The organism is Burkholderia sp. BCC1047, assembly GCF_902833155.1.
GTDB classification, from domain to species: Bacteria; Pseudomonadota; Gammaproteobacteria; order Burkholderiales; family Burkholderiaceae; genus Burkholderia; species Burkholderia sola.
The window spans coordinates 97284-117480 of sequence record NZ_CADFEH010000020.1; the positions used below are offsets into that span (position 1 = coordinate 97284).

Annotated in this window: 21 protein-coding genes; 3 read left to right on the plus strand and 18 right to left on the minus strand. The window is 67.5% G+C overall.

Annotation, left to right across the window (positions count from 1 at the left end; all coding sequences use genetic code 11):
* Positions 1-2: 2 nt before the first annotated feature.
* The 8 genes from HWX55_RS20930 to HWX55_RS20960 form a co-directional block, all read right to left on the minus strand.
* Complete coding sequence (locus HWX55_RS20930; RefSeq protein WP_175977156.1) at positions 3-1019, minus strand: SIS domain-containing protein; 1017 nt, start codon at positions 1017-1019, stop codon at positions 3-5.
* Positions 1012-2115, minus strand: a complete 1104-nt coding sequence (gene nagA / locus HWX55_RS20935; RefSeq protein ID WP_050014925.1) for an N-acetylglucosamine-6-phosphate deacetylase — start codon at positions 2113-2115, stop codon at positions 1012-1014. Before nagA ends, HWX55_RS20930 begins: the two co-directional genes overlap by 8 nt.
* Before the next feature lie 122 nt (positions 2116-2237).
* Positions 2238-2972 carry a GntR family transcriptional regulator gene (locus HWX55_RS20940; RefSeq protein WP_175977131.1) on the minus strand — a complete coding sequence of 245 codons (735 nt, stop codon included), beginning with the start codon at positions 2970-2972 and terminating at the stop codon, positions 2238-2240.
* Positions 2973-3283: 311 nt separating this feature from the next.
* A complete protein-coding gene (locus HWX55_RS20945; RefSeq protein ID WP_175977132.1) occupies positions 3284-6502 on the minus strand; it encodes an error-prone DNA polymerase in 3219 nt (1072 codons plus the stop codon).
* Positions 6503-6508: 6 nt separating this feature from the next.
* A complete protein-coding gene (locus HWX55_RS20950; protein WP_175977133.1) occupies positions 6509-8005 on the minus strand; it encodes a DNA polymerase Y family protein in 1497 nt (498 codons plus the stop codon).
* On the minus strand, positions 7938-8630 hold the full coding sequence (gene imuA, locus HWX55_RS20955; protein WP_175977134.1) for a translesion DNA synthesis-associated protein ImuA: 693 nt from the start codon (positions 8628-8630) through the stop codon (positions 7938-7940). The genes HWX55_RS20950 and imuA overlap by 68 nt, the downstream gene beginning before the upstream one ends.
* A 211-nt stretch (positions 8631-8841) precedes the next feature.
* On the minus strand, positions 8842-9060 hold the full coding sequence (locus HWX55_RS36160; protein WP_244140615.1) for an alpha/beta hydrolase: 219 nt from the start codon (positions 9058-9060) through the stop codon (positions 8842-8844).
* A 28-nt stretch (positions 9061-9088) separates the two neighbouring features.
* Positions 9089-9772 carry an alpha/beta hydrolase gene (locus tag HWX55_RS20960; RefSeq protein ID WP_244140616.1) on the minus strand — a complete coding sequence of 228 codons (684 nt, stop codon included), beginning with the start codon at positions 9770-9772 and terminating at the stop codon, positions 9089-9091.
* A gap of 209 nt (positions 9773-9981) precedes the next feature.
* On the opposite strand from HWX55_RS20960, the gene HWX55_RS20965 reads away from it, so the two are divergent.
* Complete coding sequence (locus HWX55_RS20965; protein ID WP_175977135.1) at positions 9982-10290, plus strand: VF_A0006 family four-cysteine protein; 309 nt, start codon at positions 9982-9984, stop codon at positions 10288-10290.
* 116 nt (positions 10291-10406) lie between these two features.
* On the opposite strand, the gene HWX55_RS20970 is transcribed toward HWX55_RS20965, so the two are convergent.
* Both HWX55_RS20970 and HWX55_RS20975 read right to left on the minus strand, forming a co-directional pair.
* Positions 10407-11222: a MetQ/NlpA family ABC transporter substrate-binding protein gene (locus tag HWX55_RS20970; RefSeq protein ID WP_175977136.1), complete on the minus strand. Its 816-nt coding sequence runs from the start codon at positions 11220-11222 to the stop codon at positions 10407-10409.
* A gap of 219 nt (positions 11223-11441) precedes the next feature.
* Positions 11442-13082, minus strand: coding sequence for a methyl-accepting chemotaxis protein (locus tag HWX55_RS20975; RefSeq protein ID WP_175977137.1), 1641 nt, complete (start codon positions 13080-13082; stop codon positions 11442-11444).
* 240 nt (positions 13083-13322) lie between these two features.
* Here HWX55_RS20975 and HWX55_RS20980 point away from each other — a divergent pair, with 240 nt between their 5' ends.
* Complete coding sequence (locus HWX55_RS20980) at positions 13323-13613, plus strand: YciI family protein (protein ID WP_126363448.1); 291 nt, start codon at positions 13323-13325, stop codon at positions 13611-13613.
* A 152-nt stretch (positions 13614-13765) separates the two neighbouring features.
* Here HWX55_RS20980 and HWX55_RS20985 read toward each other — a convergent pair whose 3' ends face one another.
* From HWX55_RS20985 to HWX55_RS21005, 5 genes are read right to left on the minus strand one after another with little or no spacing between them, the layout of a single operon-like run.
* Positions 13766-14383, minus strand: coding sequence for an SCO family protein (locus tag HWX55_RS20985; protein WP_050014818.1), 618 nt, complete (start codon positions 14381-14383; stop codon positions 13766-13768).
* 18 nt (positions 14384-14401) lie between these two features.
* Positions 14402-15304: a heme o synthase gene (gene cyoE, locus HWX55_RS20990; RefSeq protein WP_050014816.1), complete on the minus strand. Its 903-nt coding sequence runs from the start codon at positions 15302-15304 to the stop codon at positions 14402-14404.
* 8 nt (positions 15305-15312) lie between these two features.
* Positions 15313-16425 (minus strand): COX15/CtaA family protein, encoded by a 1113-nt coding sequence (locus HWX55_RS20995; RefSeq protein WP_050014814.1) that lies wholly within the window; start codon positions 16423-16425, stop codon positions 15313-15315.
* 25 nt (positions 16426-16450) lie between these two features.
* Positions 16451-17077, minus strand: a complete 627-nt coding sequence (locus HWX55_RS21000) for a cytochrome c oxidase subunit I (RefSeq protein WP_050014811.1) — start codon at positions 17075-17077, stop codon at positions 16451-16453.
* Between the two features lie 60 nt (positions 17078-17137).
* The gene (locus tag HWX55_RS21005; RefSeq protein ID WP_244140617.1) at positions 17138-17848 is read right to left on the minus strand and encodes an SURF1 family protein; all 711 of its coding nucleotides are present in this window, start codon (positions 17846-17848) and stop codon (positions 17138-17140) included.
* A gap of 84 nt (positions 17849-17932) precedes the next feature.
* Between HWX55_RS21005 and HWX55_RS21010 the strand changes: the two genes are divergently transcribed.
* Positions 17933-18142 carry a twin transmembrane helix small protein gene (locus tag HWX55_RS21010; protein ID WP_006477735.1) on the plus strand — a complete coding sequence of 70 codons (210 nt, stop codon included), beginning with the start codon at positions 17933-17935 and terminating at the stop codon, positions 18140-18142.
* A gap of 174 nt (positions 18143-18316) precedes the next feature.
* Here the strand turns inward: HWX55_RS21010 and HWX55_RS21015 are convergent, their stop codons facing one another.
* From HWX55_RS21015 to HWX55_RS21025, 3 genes are all read right to left on the minus strand, one after another.
* On the minus strand, positions 18317-19174 hold the full coding sequence (locus HWX55_RS21015; protein WP_006477734.1) for a cytochrome c oxidase subunit 3: 858 nt from the start codon (positions 19172-19174) through the stop codon (positions 18317-18319).
* A gap of 174 nt (positions 19175-19348) precedes the next feature.
* On the minus strand, positions 19349-19549 hold the full coding sequence (locus HWX55_RS21020; protein ID WP_175977139.1) for a DUF2970 domain-containing protein: 201 nt from the start codon (positions 19547-19549) through the stop codon (positions 19349-19351).
* A gap of 16 nt (positions 19550-19565) precedes the next feature.
* Positions 19566-20186: a cytochrome c oxidase assembly protein gene (locus HWX55_RS21025; RefSeq protein ID WP_175977140.1), complete on the minus strand. Its 621-nt coding sequence runs from the start codon at positions 20184-20186 to the stop codon at positions 19566-19568.
* Between the last annotated feature and the right edge of the window lie 11 nt (positions 20187-20197).

Sequence of the window (20197 nt, forward strand, 5' to 3'; positions counted from 1 at the left end):
TATCAGTGCGTTTCGGTGACTTTGTTCAGGTGACGCGGCGTGTCGGGATTGCGGCCGCGCGCGACGGCGAGATCCGCCGCCATCACGTAGAACGAAAGAATGGCGGCGATCGGGTCGAGCGCCGAATGGGCCGACTGCGCGAGCGGCAGCACGGTGCCCGATACGCCGGGCGTGCCGGCGGGCGCCGCGAGCAGCACGGCGGCGCCGCGTGCGCGCATGTCCGCGGCCAGCTGCAGCAGGCCGGCCTGCTCGGGCCCCGGCGGCGCGAACACGAGCAGCGGATAGTCGCGGTCGATCAGCTCCATCGGGCCGTGGCGGACTTCGGCGCTCGAGAATGCCTCGGCCTGGATGCCGGAGGTTTCCTTCAGCTTCAGCGCGGCTTCCTGCGCGAGCGCGAGGCCGAGGCCGCGACCGATCACGATCATCCGCTCGACCCCCGCGAGCGCGGCGACGGCCTGCGACCAGTCGAGCCGGCCGGCTTGCGCAAGCACGTCGGGCAAGCCGCGCAATGCGGTGATCAGCGCGGCGTCGCGCTGCCAGTACGCGACGATCTGCGCGGACAGCGACAGCATCGCGATATAGCTCTTCGTCGCGGCGACCGACAGTTCGGGGCCGGCCAGCAGCGGCAACTGGTGCTCGCACGCGTCGGCGAGCGGCGACGGCAGCACGTTGACGGCGGCGACGGTGCGCGCGCCGGCTTCGCGCAGCGCGGCCATCGTGTTGACGAGATCGGGGCTCTTGCCCGACTGCGAGAACGCGAGCGCGAGCTGGTCCTGCACCTTCAGCGGCGCCTGCTGCAACGTCGCGACCGACATCGGCAGCGACGCGACCGGCACGCCGAGGCGGCTCATCGTCAGGCTCGCGAAATAGCTGGCGGCGTGATCCGAGCTGCCGCGCGCGACCGTCAGCGCGACGGCCGGCGGGTGATCGAGCAATTGGCCGGCGAGCGCTTCGACGCGCGCGGTGTCGGCGAGTTGCGCGGCGACGACCTGGGCGGACTCGCGCGCTTCCTTAAGCATATTCGACAATCGATTCTCCTTCGACATAGGTCGCGGTGAGGTTCAGGTCGCGATCGAACACCGCGAGGTCGGCCCATGCGCCGCGCTCGAGGCGGCCGCGATCGGCGATGCCGAGGTAGTCGGCCGCGTAGCGCGACATCCGGTTCGACACGTCGGCGATCGGCAGGCCGAGCGATACGAGATTACGCAGCGCCTGGTCCATCGTCAGCGTGCTGCCGGCGAGCGTGCCGTCGGCGAGCCGCACGCCGCCGAGGCACTTCGTCACGTGCTGGCTGCCGAGCCGGTATTCGCCGTCGGGCATGCCGGTCGCGGACGTGCTGTCGGTCACGACGTACAGGCGCGGGATCGCGCGCAGCGCCGCACGGATCGCGCCCGGATGCACGTGCAGCAGATCGGGGATGATTTCCGCGTACTCGGCGTGCGCGAGCGCCGCGCCGACGAGGCCCGGGTTGCGGTGATGCAGCGGCGACATCGCGTTGAACAGGTGCGTGAAACCGCACGCGCCGTGCTTGAGCGCGGCGACCGCGTCGTCGTAGGTCGCGAGCGAGTGGCCGAGCTGCACGCGCACGCCGCGCGCGGCCATCTCGCCGATGATCTCGATGTGGCCCGCGATTTCCGGCGCGAGCGTGACGACGCGGATCGGCGCGATCGACAGGTACTTCAGCACCTCGTCGAGCACGGCCGACACGGCCGCGTCCGGCTGCGCGCCGAGCTTGCCGGGGTTGATGTACGGGCCTTCGAGATGCACGCCGAGCACGCGCGCGCCGCCGGGCGTGCGGGTGCGGGCGACGATGCCGAGGTTCGCGACGACCTCCATCAGTTCGTCGCGCGGCGCGGTCATCGTCGTCGCGAGCAGGCTCGTCGTGCCGAATTGCGCGTGCGTGCGAGCGATCGTTTCGATCGCATCGCCGCCTTCCATCACGTCGGCGCCGCCGCCGCCATGCACGTGCAGGTCGATGAAGCCGGGCAGGATGTAAGGCGCGTCGTTCGTCGCGGGATCGACGGGCGTGCCGTCGAGCGTGGTGATGCGGCCGTTCTCGCTATCGAGCGAACCGAGAATCCAGCCGTCGGAGGTGAGGATGTTGCCAGTCAGCATGACGTTCTCTTGATGATCGGGTGACGCGGGCATCCGCGTCGTGATTGGCCAATCCGTTGCGATTTATTGCGCGCGATTGCGTTCCATCGCGATTGCGCGGGGTGCGCGGGCAGCCTCGCGCGTCAGCGTTTCAGTTCGGCGACGAAGTCGTAGTAGTCGTCGCGGCAATACGTTTCGGTCACTTCGATCGCGCGCTGGTCGGCGCCGTAGCCGATCCGCGTGATCACCAGCAGCGCCGAGCCCGGCTTCACCGCCATCCATTTCGCGATCGCGTGCGTCGCGTTCGCGGCGCGAAAGTGCTGCAACGCGCGCACGACGGTCATGCCGCGCGCCTCGAGGTATTCGTACAGCGACGCGCCGAGCGCCTGTGGATCGGGCACCACCGCGGCCGGCAGCGTCGAATGCTCGACCGCCATCACGATGCCGTCCGCGCGGCGCAGCCGCTCCAGCCGCGCGACCGTCGCGCCGGGCGCGAGACCGAGATGCGTGAGCTCGTCGCGGCTCGCGGCGCGCAGCGTGCGCGCCAGCCACACCGAATCGGGCACGAAGCCGCGCTGCTCCATCTTCGCGGTGAAGCCGACGAGCCGCGACAGCGGATCGGCGACACGCGGCGTGATGAAGCTGCCTGCGCCGCGCGCCCGCTTGATCAGGCCCTGCTCGACCAGCAGCGCGAGCGCACGACGCGCGGTGATCCGCGACACGCCGACCGACACCGACAGCAGCCGTTCCGACGGCAGCGCCTCGCCGGCCCGCCACGCGCCGGCGTGGATCGCGCTCGCCAGATTGCGGGCGAGCTGCAGATAGAGCGGCGTGTCGTCGAGGGGATCGGGCGCCAGTTCGGACCAGCCGGTTTCCATGTGCCTCCGGGTGTCGGACGACGATCTCGGACCGTCGAAAGTGAACGCATTATATAACCACCATAATACCAGTCAACGAACTGGTATTAGCGCCGCGGAAATCGCCGAAAGCCTTGCGCGGCAAGCGTTTTAGTGCCGGCAAAGCCTTTGTTTACAACGCAGTGCGGGATAGGGATTTACCCGAAGTGGTATGCAAAGGGACGGTTCCGGTGCACCGTTCGGCCGGGTTTCGGATGCGAATATGAGACCGGAATAGAACCAATTTGGCCAACTGGTATGCACCTGCCGAGCAGGCCGGCGCGATGCAGGCGTCAGTGGAATTCGCGGCTCGACGTGCGCAGGCCGCCGAGCAGCGGCGTCAGATCCTCGAAATGCTGCGCGACGAGGTGCCGTACGTCGCTGACGACCTGCCACACGCCGGACGCCGCGAGCAGCCGCGAATCGAGCGTTTCGCGACGCTGCCGCGCGAGCAGCTCGGGCCGGACGATCACGTTCACGCAGCCCGTTTCGTCTTCGAGCGTCATGAACATCACGCCCTTCGCGGTGCCCGGCATCTGCCGCGCGATCACGAGCCCGCAGGCGCGTGCGAGCCGGCCGTCGGGGCGATCGCGCAGCTCGGCCGCGGACGACAGCCGCTGCGCGCGCAACGCCGGCCGCAGCAGCGCAACCGGGTGGCGGTTCAGCGTGAGGCCGGTGGTGTGATAGTCGGCGAGGATGTCGTCGGCTTCCGACGGCGCGCCGAGCGCGGGCTGCTCCACCTCGTCGATCGGCGCGGCGGCGAGCAGGTCGCGCTCCGGCGCCGCGGCGACGGCCTGCCACAGCGCATCGCGGCGATGGCCGGCGAGCGTCGCGAGCGCGTTCGCGGCGGCGAGCGCTTCGAGATCGCGCCGTTCGAGCTGCGCGCGCCGGGCGAGGTTGTCGACGTTGTCGAACGGGCCGGCGGCGCGGGCGGCTTCGATGCGGCGCACAGCGGCTTCGCCAAGACCGCGCACGAGCGACAGGCCGAGCCGCACGGCCGGCTGGCCGTGTGGCGGCGGCTGATCGGGCAGCGCTTCGAGCGCGGCCTCCCAGTTGCTTTGCGTGACGTCGATCGGCAGCACCTTCACGCGATGACGCTTCGCGTCCTGCACGAGTTGCGACGGCGGGTAGAACCCCATCGGCTGGCTGTTCAGCAGCGCGGCGAGGAAGATCGCCGGTTCGTGGCACTTGAGCCAGCTGCTCGCGTACGCGAGTTTCGCGAAACTGGCCGCATGGCTTTCGGGAAAACCGTATTCGCCGAAGCCCTTGATCTGCTCGAAGATCTGTTCGGCGAATTCGCGCGTGTAGTTGCGTTCGAGCATCCCGCTGATGATCTTGTCCTGATATTTCTCGAGATTGCCCTTGCGCTTCCATGCGGCCATCGCGCGACGCAAGTCGTCCGCTTCGCCAGGCGTAAAACCCGCGGCGACGATCGCGATCTGCATCACCTGTTCCTGGAAGATCGGCACACCCAGCGTGCGAACGAGCACTTCCTTGAGCGCGTCGCTCGGATACGTGACCTCCCCCTCCTCTTCGCCGGCCACGATCCTGCGCCGCTGCAAATACGGATGCACCGCGCCGCCCTGAATCGGGCCGGGCCGCACGATCGATACCTGGACGACGAGGTCGTAATAGTGGCGGGGCTTCAACCGCGGCAGCATCGACATCTGCGCACGCGATTCGATCTGGAACACGCCGACCGTATCGGCACGGCAGATCATGTCGTAGGTTGCTTTGTCGTCCTGCGGAATGTGTTTCAGCGTAAACGGTTCGCCGTCCGGCTCCGGCGGCCCGCGCCATGCGGTGCGCAGGTCGAACGCGCGATGCAGCGCCGACAGCATGCCGAGCGCGAGCACGTCGACCTTCATCAGCCCGAGCGCCTCGAGATCGTCCTTGTCCCACTGGATCACGCGCCGCCCGTCCATCGCCGCGTTCTCGACCGGCACGAGCCGCGTGAGCTTGCCGCGGCTGATCACGAAGCCGCCCGAATGCTGCGACAGGTGACGGGGGAAGTTGAGCAAGCGCCCCGCCAGTGCGGCCCATGTGCGAATCAGCGGCGTTTCGGGATCGAGCCCGGTCGACGCGAATTGTTGCAGCAGATCGCGGCTGCCGTCGAACCAGCGATGCCCCTTCGCGACCCGATCGACCAGCATCGGATCGACGCCGAGCGCCTTGCCGGTTTCGCGCAGCACGCCGCGCGGACGATACGTCGAAACGGCCGCCGCGAGCGCGGCGCGATCCTTGCCGTATTTTTCGTAGATGTGCTGGATCACCTCTTCCCGGCGCTGATGCTCGAAGTCGACGTCGATATCCGGCGGCTCGCCGCGTTCCGCGCTGATGAAGCGCTCGAACAGCATCGTGCTTTGTTCGGGATTCACTTCGGTGATGCCGAGGCAATAGCAGACCACCGAATTCGCGGCCGAGCCGCGGCCCTGGCACAGGATGTTCTGGCTGCGCGCGTATTTGACGATGTCGTAGACGGTCAGGAAGAACGGTTCGTATTTCAGCCGGGCGATCAGATCGAGTTCGTACCGGATCTGCTGCTCTACTTTTTCCGGGATGCCGTTCGGATAACGATCGGCCGCTCCCGCGAAGGTTTCCTGTTCCAGATAGCGCGTCGGCGTGAGCCCCTTCGGCACGATCTCGTCGGGATACTCGTAGCGCAGCGTGTCGAGTTCGAAATCGCACGCATCGAGCATCGCACACGTCTCCGCGATCTCGGCCGACAAAAACAACTTCGCAATCCGCCCGCGCGAGCGCAGATGCTGCTCCGCATTCGGCGCGAGCGCATACCCGCACTCTGCAACCGGCATGCCGACGCGAATCGCCGTCATCACGTCCTGTAGCGGCTTGCACGAGCGCACATGCATCGTCACGTCGCCAAGCGCGACGATGCGCACGCCGCGGCGTTTGCCGGTCTCACGAATCCCGTCGCGCTGCGCACCATCCAGCGCACGCTGCAACTGCACGAGCCCGAGCCGCGCGCGCTCGCCGAACGTCGCGCGAAACCATGCGGCCTGTACGTCGAGCACGGCCGCCCGCACCGGATACGTCGGCACGAGAATCGCGAAGCAGTCGGGCATGCCGCGCAGATGGGCGAATTTCTCAGGCGGCCTCGACAACATTCGCGACGTCAGCCGGTAAGTTCCCTTCGGCGCCTCCATCCGCCGCCATGAAATCAGCTCGGAAAGATTGCCGTACCCTTCGCGGTTCTGCGCGAGCAACACGAGTCCGAACGCACCGGGGCCCGGATCCTGGCCGGGCGCGACTTCATCCGGCGTGACGTCGAAATACGAACCGATGACGAGCGGCAGCCCTTTCGCCCTCGCGGCGACATGCATGCGCGGCGCGCCGGCGAGCGAACACTCGTCGGTGATCGCGATCCCGCGATAGCCGAGTTCCGCCGCACGCTCGACCAGTTCGTCCGCATGCGACGCGCCATGCAGGAACGAAAAGTTCGAGCGGCAGAACAACTCCGCGTAATCGGGCAGCAAACTGAATTCCGCAGCCATCTCCGCTCACCCGAACAAACCGTGCAGGAACCAGCGCGGGGCAGCCTGACTGCTCGTCCGCTCCATGAATACCCAGTAGCACGCGCCCTCTTCGTCCTGCGCGACGTGGTAATCGCGTGCGATCAACTGTCCGTCGAACCACCCGGCCTCGATCCGCTCGGCCGACGACATCATTCGGAGTGGCGTATGAAATACCGGCCGCTCGCCGCGCATCAGAAGCGGCAGCGGTTCGGCCAGCAGCCACGCGGGACGCGGCGGCGCGGCGGGCGGACCGGCAACAGGCTTGCCCGCTTGCGCATCGAGCGGCAACCAGCGGTTCGCGACCTCGGGACGATGATCGGCGACAGGCGCCGCGCGCAATACGTTATCCGCGCCGAGCCGCGCGACCAGCAGCTCGAGCAACCGCTCGCGGGTTTCCCGCGTACCGCCCGGCTCGGGAAAAAGATCGTCGGCCGGCGGCGCGACCGATTCGACGCGCGTCGCCTTCAGCCGCACCGCAATCACCGCGGCCGGCAACTCGACGCGCGCGAGCCGCTCGCCGAGCAGTCGCATGAAATGCGCTTCGTCGCGCACGGGCGCCGCGAACGCGAGTTCGAGCGGCGTCGGCGGCACGGCCTGACGGCCGCGCTCGTGCTCGAGATCGAACGTCATCGCGGCCAGCGACAGTTGCCGCGCGGCCAGCCAGCCGCACAGCTGCACGACGAGCCGCCGTGCGGCGAACAGCACGGCTTCCGCGTATTCGATGCGCTCCGGCAATTCGAGCCGCACGTCGAACACGGGCGGCACCGCCATCCACGCGAGCGGCTCGACCGCTTCGCCGTACGCACGATCGAGCGTGGCCAGCAGCGCGGGACCGCAGCGCCGCTGCAGCCCCGCGCGCGGCAGGCGGCGCAGATCGGCGAACGTGCGACAGCCGAGGCCGTCGAACCAGCCCGCATACGGACGCGCGTCGGGCAGCAGCACGCAGGGCAGCCGGTCGAGCGTGCGGACGAGCGACGCGTGACGCGCGACGCGGCGCCGGATGCGCGAGCGCGCCGACGTGCGCGCGAGCAGCCACGCGCCGCGCCCGGTCGGCGCGGCGGACAGGCGCGCCGCATAGCCGAGCGCCGCGAGCGTCGCGCGCACCTGGCGGCACAGCGACGGCAGCCCGCCGAACAGGCGCAGGCTCGGGCCGACGTCGACGATCAGCGTGGCTTCGTCGTCGAGCGCGACGCACGGCGAGAAGCGCAGCAGCGCGAGCGCGACCGCGCGCAGCGCATCGGCTTCGCGGGCGGGATCGCGTTCGACGAGCTGCGTCGCGGGCGCGAGCGTCAGCACGCCGCCGCGCTTCATGCCCGCGCGCACGCCCTGTCGGCGCGCGGCCGCATCGGCGATCAGCACGACGCCCTGCTCGAGCACCGCACAGCCGGCGTCGCTAGCCTCGCCGGCCGCTGCGTCAGACGGCGGCGGGGCGCACACGTCGAGCGGCAGGCGCGGCAGATGGATGCCGAGCAAGACGCGCATAGCGGCTCTCCACGATGGGCGACGGCAAATCGAGCACGAGCGGCTCGCTGCGCGCGGGCCCGCGACGCTTGACGATGTCGAGCGACACGCCGCCCGGCACCGGATACAGCGCGACGCGCAGCACGGCCGGCGACGGCTGCTTCGCGGCCGACAGCGGACGCAGCATCACGAACAGCGTGTCGCCGGTGCGCGCGGCCGCAAGATGCAGGCGGCGCAGTGCATCGGGCCGCGCGTCCTGCCAGAGCAGCAGTGCGCCGCAACAGCCGGTCTTGAGCGCCTGCTCGGCGGCCCACAGCGCATCGGTGCGGCTTCCGGCGCGCAGCCACAGCAGCGTGTCGGCCGGCACGCCGAGACTGGCGAGCGCGGTGGCATGCGGCGACTGCGGCGGCGCGACGAGCGCGAGCGGCCGCCGCGCGCTGACGGCGCGGGCGAGCGCGGGCGCGAGCAGCCGCATCTCGCCACAGCCCGGCTGCGCGGCCAGCAGTTCGACGAGGCCGCCGACCGGCCAGCCGCCGCCCGGCAGCTCGGCCGACAGCGGCGCGAAGCCCGTGTCGATCGTGCGCGGACCGCCGCGCGCGAGTTGCGAGCCGCGCCAAAGGGTGATGCCTCCCGATCCGGGCGACATGCTTTCGTCAAGCAGCGCATCGATCGAACGCGTCCGCTCGTCTGACGGACGTAACGGCGAAGAAACTGTGGCAACGGAGGTCACGGTCACGCCCCGAATACTGTATAAATATACAGTTATTCTAGCATCCTCGCGCGATTGCAGCGTGGTTTCCATGGCGCCGGGCCGATTCGCCGCGGGTGCCTCCATCCTTCCGATAAGAGCGACTTGCTCACCGCCCGGCAATCGCGCGGATGGCCTCCGCAAAGACATCCGGCGCCTCGCGCGGGACGAAGTGTCCTGTTCCAGGCAGCAGGCGGCGTTCATAGCGCCCGGAAAAGTACCGCGCCTTGTTTTCGGAAGTGACGGGCAAATTGTCGCGGTCTTCCGCACCCTGGAGCATGATGGTGTCGATACGGATCGTCGGCGCGGCCGCCAATTGTCGTTCCACCTGCTCGTGCTGCTCCGCGCCCGGCGCATCATGCCAGCGCTGCCGATAAGCATGGGCTGATGTCGGCCCAGTCGGGATTGTCGAGCGAGCCGACCATCGCCTGGAAGTCGCTCTCCCTATCGGGCCAAGCGGGCGACCAGCTGCTCCACAAGTATCGGCACAATCGTTCGCGATCCTCTCGATAGGCCGTCATTCCATGCGTCGTGGCGACGTACCACTCATACCAATAGGCGTTGGCCAGCTCATAGGGCATTTCGTTGGCCGGCATCGCGGTGGCATAGCCCGCCGCGGCGGTAACCAGGCCTCTGACTCTTTCGGGAAACAGGGCAGCGACTCCGTACGCCGCGCGCGCGCCCCAGTCATACCCGGCGAGAATGACATCCGTCAAATTCAGCGTTTCCATGAACTGCGACAGATCAAGCGTCAAAGCGGCGATCGCGCCGCTGCGCATCGTATCTTGATTCAAGAAACGCGTCGGTCCCGATCCGCGCAGATAGGGCGCGTAGATTCGGAACGGCTGGCCGCTCAGCCCGAGGTGCAGGATAGTCTTGTCCCAGCACCGGACATCGTCCGGCCATCCATGGACAAGGACAAGCGGCAGTCCGTCGAGCGGGCCTGATACTTCATAGGCCACCTCGAGCTCGCTCGTGCGACAAGTAAGGAGGTTGCGTTGCGTGCCGCGTGTGGCCGACTCATCCGCATCTGAAGTCATATCGATCTCCGGAAAGGTGATTCAAAGATGTCGGCACTAAGCCGCATCGCCCGTTCCCGTCAAAATGGCTTCCGACCAAATTACGATGGGCCGCCTTCGCCCGCCCGCCATACGACGGCGCGCCGCGCCGCCCCGGCGCAACGCGTCAACCGCACTCACAGCTTTACGTTATGCTGTCCGCCGACCCGACCCACACCATCGGAGGGGACTTGAAACGAACGATTCGTGCGCTCGCATGCGCGGCCGTCGCGCTGGCGCTGCCGGGAGCAGCATTCGCGCTGACCGACGGCAACACGCAATACGACGACTGCATGCTCAATGCGCTGCGCGAAAGCCGCAACGGCGCCGCCGCGCAGCTGATCCAGCGCTCGTGCGATGCGCTGTACCGCAACAACGCGATGCTGCTGCCGCGCGAACGGCGCTTTCACGAGTGCGTGGTGCAGTCGCTACCGGGCGTGCGCGACAACTATGCGATCCAGCAGATCATGTCGATCTGCTCGCGGCGCGGCGAGATGTGAGCGCGCGCTGAACGCCGCGCGGTCGCCCGCCTTTACGCGCACCGATATGAAAACCCACCGCACACGAAAAAAAGGCCTGCACACGTGCAGGCCTTCATTTGATCAACCGATCGCGTTCAGAACGACGCGACCATCGATCCCTTGAACTGCTTCTTGATGAATTCCTTCACTTCCGGCGACTGGTAAGCCTTCACCAGCTTCTTCACCCACGGCTGATCCTTGTCCTTCGCACGCACGGCGATCAGGTTCGCGTACGGGCTCGTCAGCGCTTCGAGCGCGATCGCGTCCTTGGTCGGCTGCAGGTTCGCGGCCAGCGCGTAGTTCGTGTTGATCACCGCCGCGTCGACGTCCGACAGCACGCGCGGCAGTTGCGCGGCGTCGAGTTCGGAGATCTTCAGCTTCTTCGGGTTCTCGGCGATGTCGAGCACCGTCGCGTTGTTGCCGCCCGTGCCGGCGCCCGACTTCAGCTTGATCACGCCTTGCGTCTGCAGCAGCAGCAGCGCGCGGTTCTCGTTCGACGGATCGTTCGGCACCGCGAGCTTAGCGCCCTGCGGCAGATCCTTCAGCGACTTGAACTTCTTCGAATACACGCCGATCGGCGAAATGTAGGTCAGGCCCGCGCTGACGATCTTGTAGCCGCGCTGCTTCACCTGGCTGTCGAGGTAGGGCTGATGCTGGAAGCTGTTCGCGTCGAGGTCGCCCGAATCGAGCGCCGCGTTCGGCTGCACGTAGTCGTTGAACTCGATGACCTTCACGTTCAGGCCTTCCTTCTCCTTCGCGACCTTCTGCACGACTTGCCACACTTCCGCATCCGGGCCGGCGACCGTACCGACCTTGATCACCTTGTCTTCGGCATGCGCGCCTGCCGACAGCGTCAGCGCGGCGCCGGTGGCCAGCACGGAAAATACCTTCAGGAGACTGCGACGCTTCATCTGTTTCTCGCTTTCTTGCTTACTTGAAATGGGGCGCGATACGGGTATGCCCGGACTCGCAGGAAGGGGCAAATGGTGTCACAGGATCGGCGGGAAGTGAAATACATCCCGCTCATATGGGTATGCACCAGCGCAGTGCCGGCGGCCGATGCCCGATTCAGCCGTTAGTTGCACCTTCTCGTCGATGCATCGGCTCATCAGCCCATCGGCCGACACCCGTCACGCCGCCACCACCTCGTCGACCGCCTTCGCGCCGCCGAATGCCGGTTCGGCCGCCCTGCCGCCGGCCCCGCGCGCCGACGGGCCGCCGGTATTGCCGACCCGGAACGAACCGACCGCATCGCGCAGCCGCGCGGCCTGTTCCTGCAGCGACGCGGCCGCAGCCGCCGCTTCCTCGACCAGCGCCGCGTTCTGCTGCGTCACCTGGTCCATCTGCGTGACCGCGCGCCCGACCTGCGTGATGCCGCTCGCCTGCTCCTCGGACGCGGCCGCGATCTCGCCCATGATGTCGGTCACGCGCGCGACCGCCTGCAGGATCTCGCCCATCGTCGTGCCGGCCTGGCCGACCAGCGTCGAGCCGTTGCGCACGCGCTCGACCGAATCGACGATCAGCGCACGGATCTCCTTCGCGGCCGTCGCGCTGCGCTGCGCGAGCGAACGCACCTCGCCCGCGACCACCGCGAAGCCGCGGCCCTGCTCGCCCGCGCGCGCGGCCTCGACTGCCGCGTTCAGCGCGAGGATGTTGGTCTGGAACGCGATGCCCTCGATCACGCCGATGATGTCGGCGATCTTGCGCGAGCTGTCGTCGATCTCGCCCATCGTGCCGATCACGCGGTTCACGACGTCGCTGCCGGTGCGCGCGATGTCCGACGCGTTGTTCGCGAGCCCGCTCGCCTGCCGCGCGTTGTCCGCGTTCTGTTTCACCGTCGCGGTCAGTTGCTCCATGCTCGCGGCCGTTTCCTCGAGCGACGCGGCCTGCTCCTCGGTGCGCTGCGACAGGTCGTCGTTGCCGGCCGAGATCTGGCGGCTCGCCGACGCGATCGCTTCAGCCGACTGGCGAATCCCGCCGATCGTCGCCTGCAGCCGCGCCTGCATGTCGTGCATCGCGGCCATCATGCTCGTGCGGTCGCCGGCTCGCACCGGCACCGGCTGCGTGAGGTCGCCCTGCGCGATGCGCGTCGCGAGCGCGGCCGCTTCGTCCGGCTCGCCGCCGAGGCTGCCGCGCACGTTGCGGATGATCACCAGCATCGCCGCGCTGATCACGAAGCCGATCACGAACACCACGGCCAGATGGCCGAGCAGCGTCCGGTAATAGACGGTGTCGATGTCCTTCAGGAACACGCCGCTCGAAATGTTCCAGTCCCACGGCGCGAATCGGGTGACGTAGCTGATCTTCGGCACGGCCGTCTCGCTGTGCGGCAACCGCCCGCGATATTCGGCGAACCCGCTGCCGGTCGCCTTCGCCGCGTTCAGGATCGTCACGAACAGCGGCTTGCCGTCCGGATCGAGATAGTCGCCGACCTGCGTGTCGACGAGCTTCGGCAGCGTCGGGTGCATCAGCACGACCGGCTTCGAATCCATCACGAACACATAGCCCGAATCGCCGTAGCGCATCGCGGCGAGGCGCGCGAGCGCGTCGCGCTTCGCGTCGGCCTCGGGCATCGTGCCGCTCTGCGCGAGCGCGTGATAGGCCTTCACGATGCCCGCCGCCGAGTCGACGAGATTCGCGATGCCGGCCTTGCGTTCGGCGAGCATCGTCGCGCGCGTCTCGTAGGCGCTCCATGCGCCGACGCCCAGAAGACCGATCCATACCAGCGCAAGCGCGAGCCACAGCTTGCGGTTCAAACTCATTCTGCTCATCTGCGTGCCTCTGTCGATGTCGATGCATCCGGCGCGCGAACGGCCTGCCGCGCGCAAACGGTTGCTCTTTCATTTACGGCATCGATGCTTACATCTTGAATACGCGCCGCCGCGGCGAACCGGCGATCGACAGGCACGCCGTCCGTCACGCGGCGGCGGCGGCGCGACAGCCCGCGTCCGCTGTGCTAAAAAGACCGGCCGGCCGGCACGCAAAGCGCCGGCATCATTCCAGGGCCATCCATGTACGTCATCGACATCCACTACACCGCGTCGCTCGAGCGCATCGACGACGCGCTCGAACGCCACCGCGCGTATCTGCAGCCGCAGTTCGACAAGGGCATCTTCATCGCGGCGGGGCCGAAGGTGCCGCGCGAAGGCGGCATGATCCTCGCGGCCCGCATCGATCGCGACGAACTCGACGCGATCCTTGAAACCGACCCGTTCGTCACCGAGGGGCTCGCCACCTATCGCGTGACGGAATTCCGGATCACGCGCGCCGCGTCCGGCTTCAACGTGCCGGCGCTGCCGTAACGCGGCTTCGGCACGGCTTCAGCGCAATACGCGCGCATGCCGACGCGCCGCCCGGCGGGCAGCGCATGCGCACAACGAAGCGAGCGGGAAAACGTGACGGCGCGAAACGGCCGTCACGCGAAACGCCGGGCCGTGCGCCCGGCGGCTGCCGGTCAGTCGACCAGCAGCTTCAGGTCGTGGACCCACGGCGCCGGGCCCTGGCCATCGCGCACGAACAGGCGCAGCTTGCCGTCGCGGTCGAACACGTAGCTCGCGGCCGTATGGTCCATCGTGTAGCTGCCGGGCGTCTTGCCGGGCACCTTCGCGTAGTACACGCGGAAATCCTTCGTGACCTTCTTCAGCGCCGCTTCGTCGGCCGGCCGCAGGCCGATGAACGACGGATCGAACGCGGGCACGTACTGGCCGAGCAGCGCCGGCGTGTCGCGTTCCGGATCGACGGTGACGAACAGCACCTGCACGCGCTTCGCGGCATCGGGCCCGAGCTGCTTCAGCGCTTCGGACAGCTCGGCCATCGTGGTCGGGCACACGTCCGGGCAGTGCGTATAGCCGAAGAACATCACGACGGCTTTGCCCTTGAAGTCGGCGAGCGTGCGGACCTTGCCGGTCGTATCGGGCAGCGAGAAGTCGCTGCCGAACTGCGTGTTGCCGGTGATGTCGAGATTCTGGAATTTCGGCGCGTTGTCGCATCCGGCGAGCAGCAGCGCTGCCGTGAATGCGCACGCGAGCATCCAGCCTTGGCGCGCGCGGCGCCCGAACCGTGATGGGAGCATTGCGTTCAAACCGTGCGGTTACACGCCGAGCAGCGGGCGTGCATAGTGATCGACGAGCAGCGCGACAAACAGCAGCGACAGATAGACGATCGAGTAGCGGAAGGCCTTGCGGGCGAGTGCGTCCGAATAGTCGCGATGGATCTTCCACGCATACGCGAGGAACACCGCGCCGAGCAGCACCGCGCTCGTCAGGTAGACGGCCCCGCTCATCCCGGAAATGAACGGCATCATCGTGACCGCGAACAGGATCACCGTATACAGCAGGATGTGCAGCCGCGTGAACTTCTCGCCGTGCGTGACGGGCAGCATCGGCAGCCCGGCGTTCTCGTAATCCTTGCGGCGATAGAGCGCGAGCACCCAGAAATGCGGCGGCGTCCACACGAAGATGATCAGCACGAGGATCCACGCGTCGCCCGGCACCGCGCCGGTGACGGCGGCCCAGCCGAGCGCCGGCGGCATCGCGCCCGACGCACCGCCGATCACGATGTTCTGCGGCGTCATCGGCTTGAGCAGCAGCGTGTAGACCACCGCGTAGCCGACGAACGTCGCGATCGTCAGCCACATCGTCAGCGGATTCGTGAACGTGTAGAGCGTCCATGCGCCGACGCTGCCGAGCACGGCCGAGAACAGCAGGATCTGCGGCGTCGTGATCTCGCCGCGCGCGGACGGACGCCACGCGGTGCGGCGCATCATCGCGTCGATCTTCTGTTCGACGAGGCAGTTGATCGCGAACGCGGCGCCGGCCAGCAGCCAGATGCCGACGGTGCCGCCGATCAGCACGTGCCACGGCACCATGCCCGGCGTCGCGAGGAACATGCCGATCACCGCGCAGAACACCGCGAGCTGCGTGACACGCGGCTTCGTCAGCGCCATGTACTGGGAAAAGCGGCTACCGGGCGATTGGGAGAGGGTGCTTTGCATGGGGACGGTCACGCCGGGGCGACGTCGCGCGCAGGCTGCGCGACACGGCCGGGGCGGCTTGAAAGGATGCGAAAGTTTAACATGACGACGAGCAGCAGCAGGATCGCGGCCCCGCCGTTGTGCGCGACGGCGACGGGCAGCGGCCACTGCAGCACGATGTTGGTCAGGCCCGTCACGAACTGCAGCAGGACGACCAGCAGCACGCCGTTCGCGGGCCGCCGCAGCGATTCGAAGCGGCGCATCTTCAGCGCGAACGCGACCAGGTACGCGACCACGACGAACGCGAACGTGCGATGCGTCCAGTGGATCGCGACCAGCGCGTCCTGCGTGATCGCGTCGCCGTCCTTCGTCATCCCGAGCGCGCGCCACAGGTGGAAGCCGTGCTGGAAGTCCATCGGCGGAATCCACTGGCCGTTGCAGGTCGGGAAGTCGGTGCACGCGAGCACCGCGTAGTTGGTGCTCACCCAACCGCCGAGCGCGATCTGCACGACCAGCAGCACGAGCGCGGCGAGCGCGGCCGCACGGTAGCGGCCGGCCTCCGGGTCATGCGACGGCAGCGGCGTCTGCCGCGCCGCGAGCCAGCCGAGCGTGCCGAGCAGCGTGAGGCCGAGCAGCAGGTGAATCGTGACGATCACCGGCTGCAGCTTCATCGTGACCGTCCATGCGCCGAACGCGCCCTGCACGAGAATCAGCAGCAGCAGGCTCGTCGGCCACCACGGCGACACGTGCAGCGGGCGGCGGCGCAGCCGCGCGGCCCACGCGATCGCGACCTGCGCGATGATCAGCACGCCGATCGCCATCGCGAAATAGCGGTGGATCATCTCGATCCACGCCTTCGTCATGCTGACGGGGCCGGTCGGCATCGCCTGGTGCGCGGCCGTGATCGCGGCGTGCGCGATGAACGGCGACGACGTGCCGTAGCAGCCGGGCCAGTCGGGGCAGCCGAGCCCCGAATCGGTCAGCCGCGTGAAGCCGCCGAACATCACGAGATCGAGCGTCAGGAACGTGGTGATCCACACGAGCTTGCGGAACTTGTCGTCGTCGGCCTTCACCCACACGTACGACAGCGGCAGCAGCGCGATGCACGCGCCGATCAGGCCGAGTTGCAGTAGATACGACATCGGAATGGTGCCTCGTTCTCTCGCCTTAACCGATGCTCGACCACTTCAGCAGCTTCGTCACGTCCGACTTGATCTTGCTGGGATTCGGGTCTTTCGGGAAACGCATCATCAGGTTGCCGTTCGGGTCGACCATGTAGATGTGGTCGCTGTCCTTCGTGCCGGCGTCGGCCGGCAGCCACGCGGCCACCGCGGCCGGATCGGCGACGAGCCGGCGCGTGTCCGGATACGCGTCCAGCACCTTCTGCGGCGTCGCGCCCGCATCGCTGCGCAGCCACACCATCGTGATCCGGTGCCGCTCGCCCGCCTGCGTGACGCGGATCTGGCGCATGAAATAGAGCTTCTGCGCGCACGCGTCGTCGCACGCGCTGCGGTCGGTCATCACGAACAGCCAGACCCCGCGCAGCGACGACAGCGGCACCGTCTTGCCGGTTTCGTCGGTGACCTGCAGATCCGCCGGAATCGGGCGCTGCGGCTCGATCAGCGTGCCGTAGTTCGTCGATCCGCCCTTCGGCTTGATCACGTAATAGGTGAAGTACGACGCGATCATCGGCGCCGCGCACACGAGACCGAGCAGCACGAGCATCCAGCGGCCGCGCTTGCGGGCCGCGGGCGACATCGGCGCAGCGGCCGGACCCTGACGGGAAGATTGCATGGACAAATCAGACCTCTCGAAACGAACCCGCGGCGCCGGCGCCGCGTCCTGGCATGACGCTCACGCGCCGGCCGACTTCTTCGCCGCACGCCGCGCGGCGTACAGGCCGAAGCCGAGCGCGGCCGCCGCCATCGCCCACCACTGAAACATGTAACCGTAATTGCGCTCGACGCCGGTCGTCGCCGCCGGCCAGTCGCGCACGAGCTTGTCGCCGTCGTCGCTCGTCTGCTGGATCACGAACGGCTGCAGCGGCAGCCCGGTTTCCTTCGCATACGCGGCGACGTCGAGGTTCTGCCGGATCTTCTGGTGCGCGGCCGACCCGCCTTCGCCGAGCTCGAACGCGCGCGACGCGTCGGCGCGCGCGATGCCGACGATCTCGACGTCGCCCGCCGGCGTCGCGAACGGCTCGATCGCCGTGCGATCGGCGATGTTGCGCGGCAGCCAGCCGCGGTTCACGAGCACGACGCCGCCGCCCGTGAGTTTAAACGGCATCACGACGTAAAAACCCGGCTGGTCGTTATACGGCCGATTGTCGAGAAACACCGCCTGCTCGGGCAGGAAACGGCCCTTTGCCCGTACGCGATGAAACTCGATCGACGCGAGCGGCACCGGCTGCGCGCCGAGCTCGACCGGCGCCGCCTGCTCGTAGCGCGCGATGCTCGCCTGCAGCGCTTCCTTCTGGTGCGCGCGGTCGCGCTGCCAGAAACCGAGCCGGATCGTGACGGCGACGACGACGAGGATCAGCAGCGCAGGCAGCCAGCGGATCTTCATCGGGCGGCCCGCCCGGCGCGTTGGCGAAAGCGAAGTGCGATAATTATCCTCTTCCTTTCGAATTGCCGTCGTCCGGTTCGCGTCATGCACATACTCGTTCCCATCGCCTTCGTCCTCATCATTGCCAGCATGGGCTCGGCGCTCTACTTCATGATGCACGACCGCGGCCATACGAAGCGCATGGTCTGGTCGCTCGCCACCCGCGTCGGGCTGTCGGTGTCGCTGTTCCTGCTCATCCTGTTCGCGAACTGGATGGGCTGGATCCATTCGACCGGTTTGCCGATCGGGCGCTGATGCCGTCGCCGCGCCGGCCGCTGTGACATTTAGCCGCACGGCCGCGCCACCAAGTAAAAGCGCCGCCTGACTGAGTCGCGGCGGCGCCAGGGTGGTGTCGCGCGCAGCGTCGCCGCCGCGCCCGCGACACCAATGAAAACGGCCCGCGCATCGCTGCGCGGGCCGTTTTTCCATTTACAGCCAGTAGACGACGACGTACAGGCCGAGCCAGACGACGTCGACGAAGTGCCAGTACCACGCGGCGCCTTCGAATGCGAAGTGATGATCGGGCTTGAAGTGGCCGCGGATCATCCGCACCAGCACCACCGCGAGCATCGTGCCGCCGAGGAACACGTGGAAGCCGTGGAAGCCGGTCAGCAGGAAGAACGTCGAACCGTACACGCCCGAGTTCAGCGTCAGGTTCAGTTCATTGTATGCGTGGTAGTACTCGAAGCCCTGCAGGAACAGGAAGCAGATACCGAACACGAGCGTCGCGGCGAGCCACGCGATCGCCTTCTTGCGATGGTCGTCGCGCAGCGCGTGGTGCGAGATCGTCAGCGTCACGCCCGACGACAGCAGGAACGCGGTGTTCAGCGTCGGGATCGGCCACGGGCCCATCGTCTTGAAGTGACCGGCGAGCGCGGCGGGGCCTTCGTTCGGCCACACGGCGGAGAAGTCCGGCCAGATCAGCTTGTAGTCGAGGCTGCCGAGCTGGTGCAGCGCGATTTCACGCGCATAGAACAGCGCGCCGAAGAACGCGCCGAAGAACATGACTTCCGAGAAGATGAACCAGCTCATGCTCCAGCGGTACGACTTGTCGACGTTCTTGCCGTAATGACCGCCTTCCGATTCGGCGATCGCGTCGCCGAACCAGTGATACAGCGTGAAGAGCAACCACAGCAGGCCGAGCAGCGCCGTAAACGGCGCCCAGTCGTGACCGTTGATCCACAGCGCGGCCGACCCGAGCATGACCAGCAGGCCGATGGCCGCGCTGATCGGATGCTGCGACGGATGCGGCACGAAATAGTACGGGGTCTGGTTTTGACCGCTCATGCTTGATTCTCCACTTCAGTCCAATTTGTGTACCGGAAACCGCTCCGGCTTTATTTCTTGCGCGGCGAGACCGCCACCGCTCTTTCCCGCACGCCGCGCCGTAGCGCCGCGCACTGCATTCTTTCATGGCCGCGGGCCGCTGGCCGCTAACCGCGCACCACTAGCCGTGCGCCCTCAACCCACCACCGCACGCACGATCAGGATCAGCACGCCGATGAACATGCCGGCCGCGAGCAACGCGACGATCAGCACGTGCAGCGGATTGAGCTGCGTCGCATCGGCCTCCAGATCGCGCCGCTTGCGCACCCCGAAGAACGACCACAGCACCGCTTTCAGCGCCTGACCGAACGTCCCGCTCCGCTTGGTTTCCGTCATCGCCCCGTCTCCTTCGTCATGCGTCCGGCTTCGCCGCACCCTGCGCCGCCGCCGTACTGCGCTGCGCCGGTGCCGGCGTGGCCGGGGTATTCAGCTCGAAGAACGTGTACGACAGCGTGATCGTCTTCACGTCCTTCGGCAATTTCGGGTCGATCACGAACACCACCGGCATCTTGCGCGACTCGTTCGCGGTCAGCGTCTGCTGCGTGAAGCAAAAGCATTCGATCTTCTTGAAGAACTCCGTCGCCTGCTTCGGCGCGTAGCTCGGAATCGCCTGCGCGACGACCGGCCGGCCCTGCCCGTTCGTCACGTCGTACACGATCGTCGTCAGTTCGCCCGGATGCACGTCGAGGCTGTTGTGCTCAGGCTTGAACCCGAGCGGCCCGCGTGCGTTCGCATCGAACTCGACCGACACCGTGCGGCTGGTGTCGACCTGCGAGTTCTTCACCTCGCGCTCGCTGACATCGCGCTGCACCAGATTGTTGATGCCGGTGATCTGGCAGATCGCCCGATACATCGGGATCAGCGCGAAGCCGAAACCGAACATCAGCCCGGCCACGACGAAGAGCTTCACCAGCATCGAACGATTGAACGCGCGATCCACGGCGCCCGCTTCCGGCTCTTCCGGCTTCGACATACGACGACTTC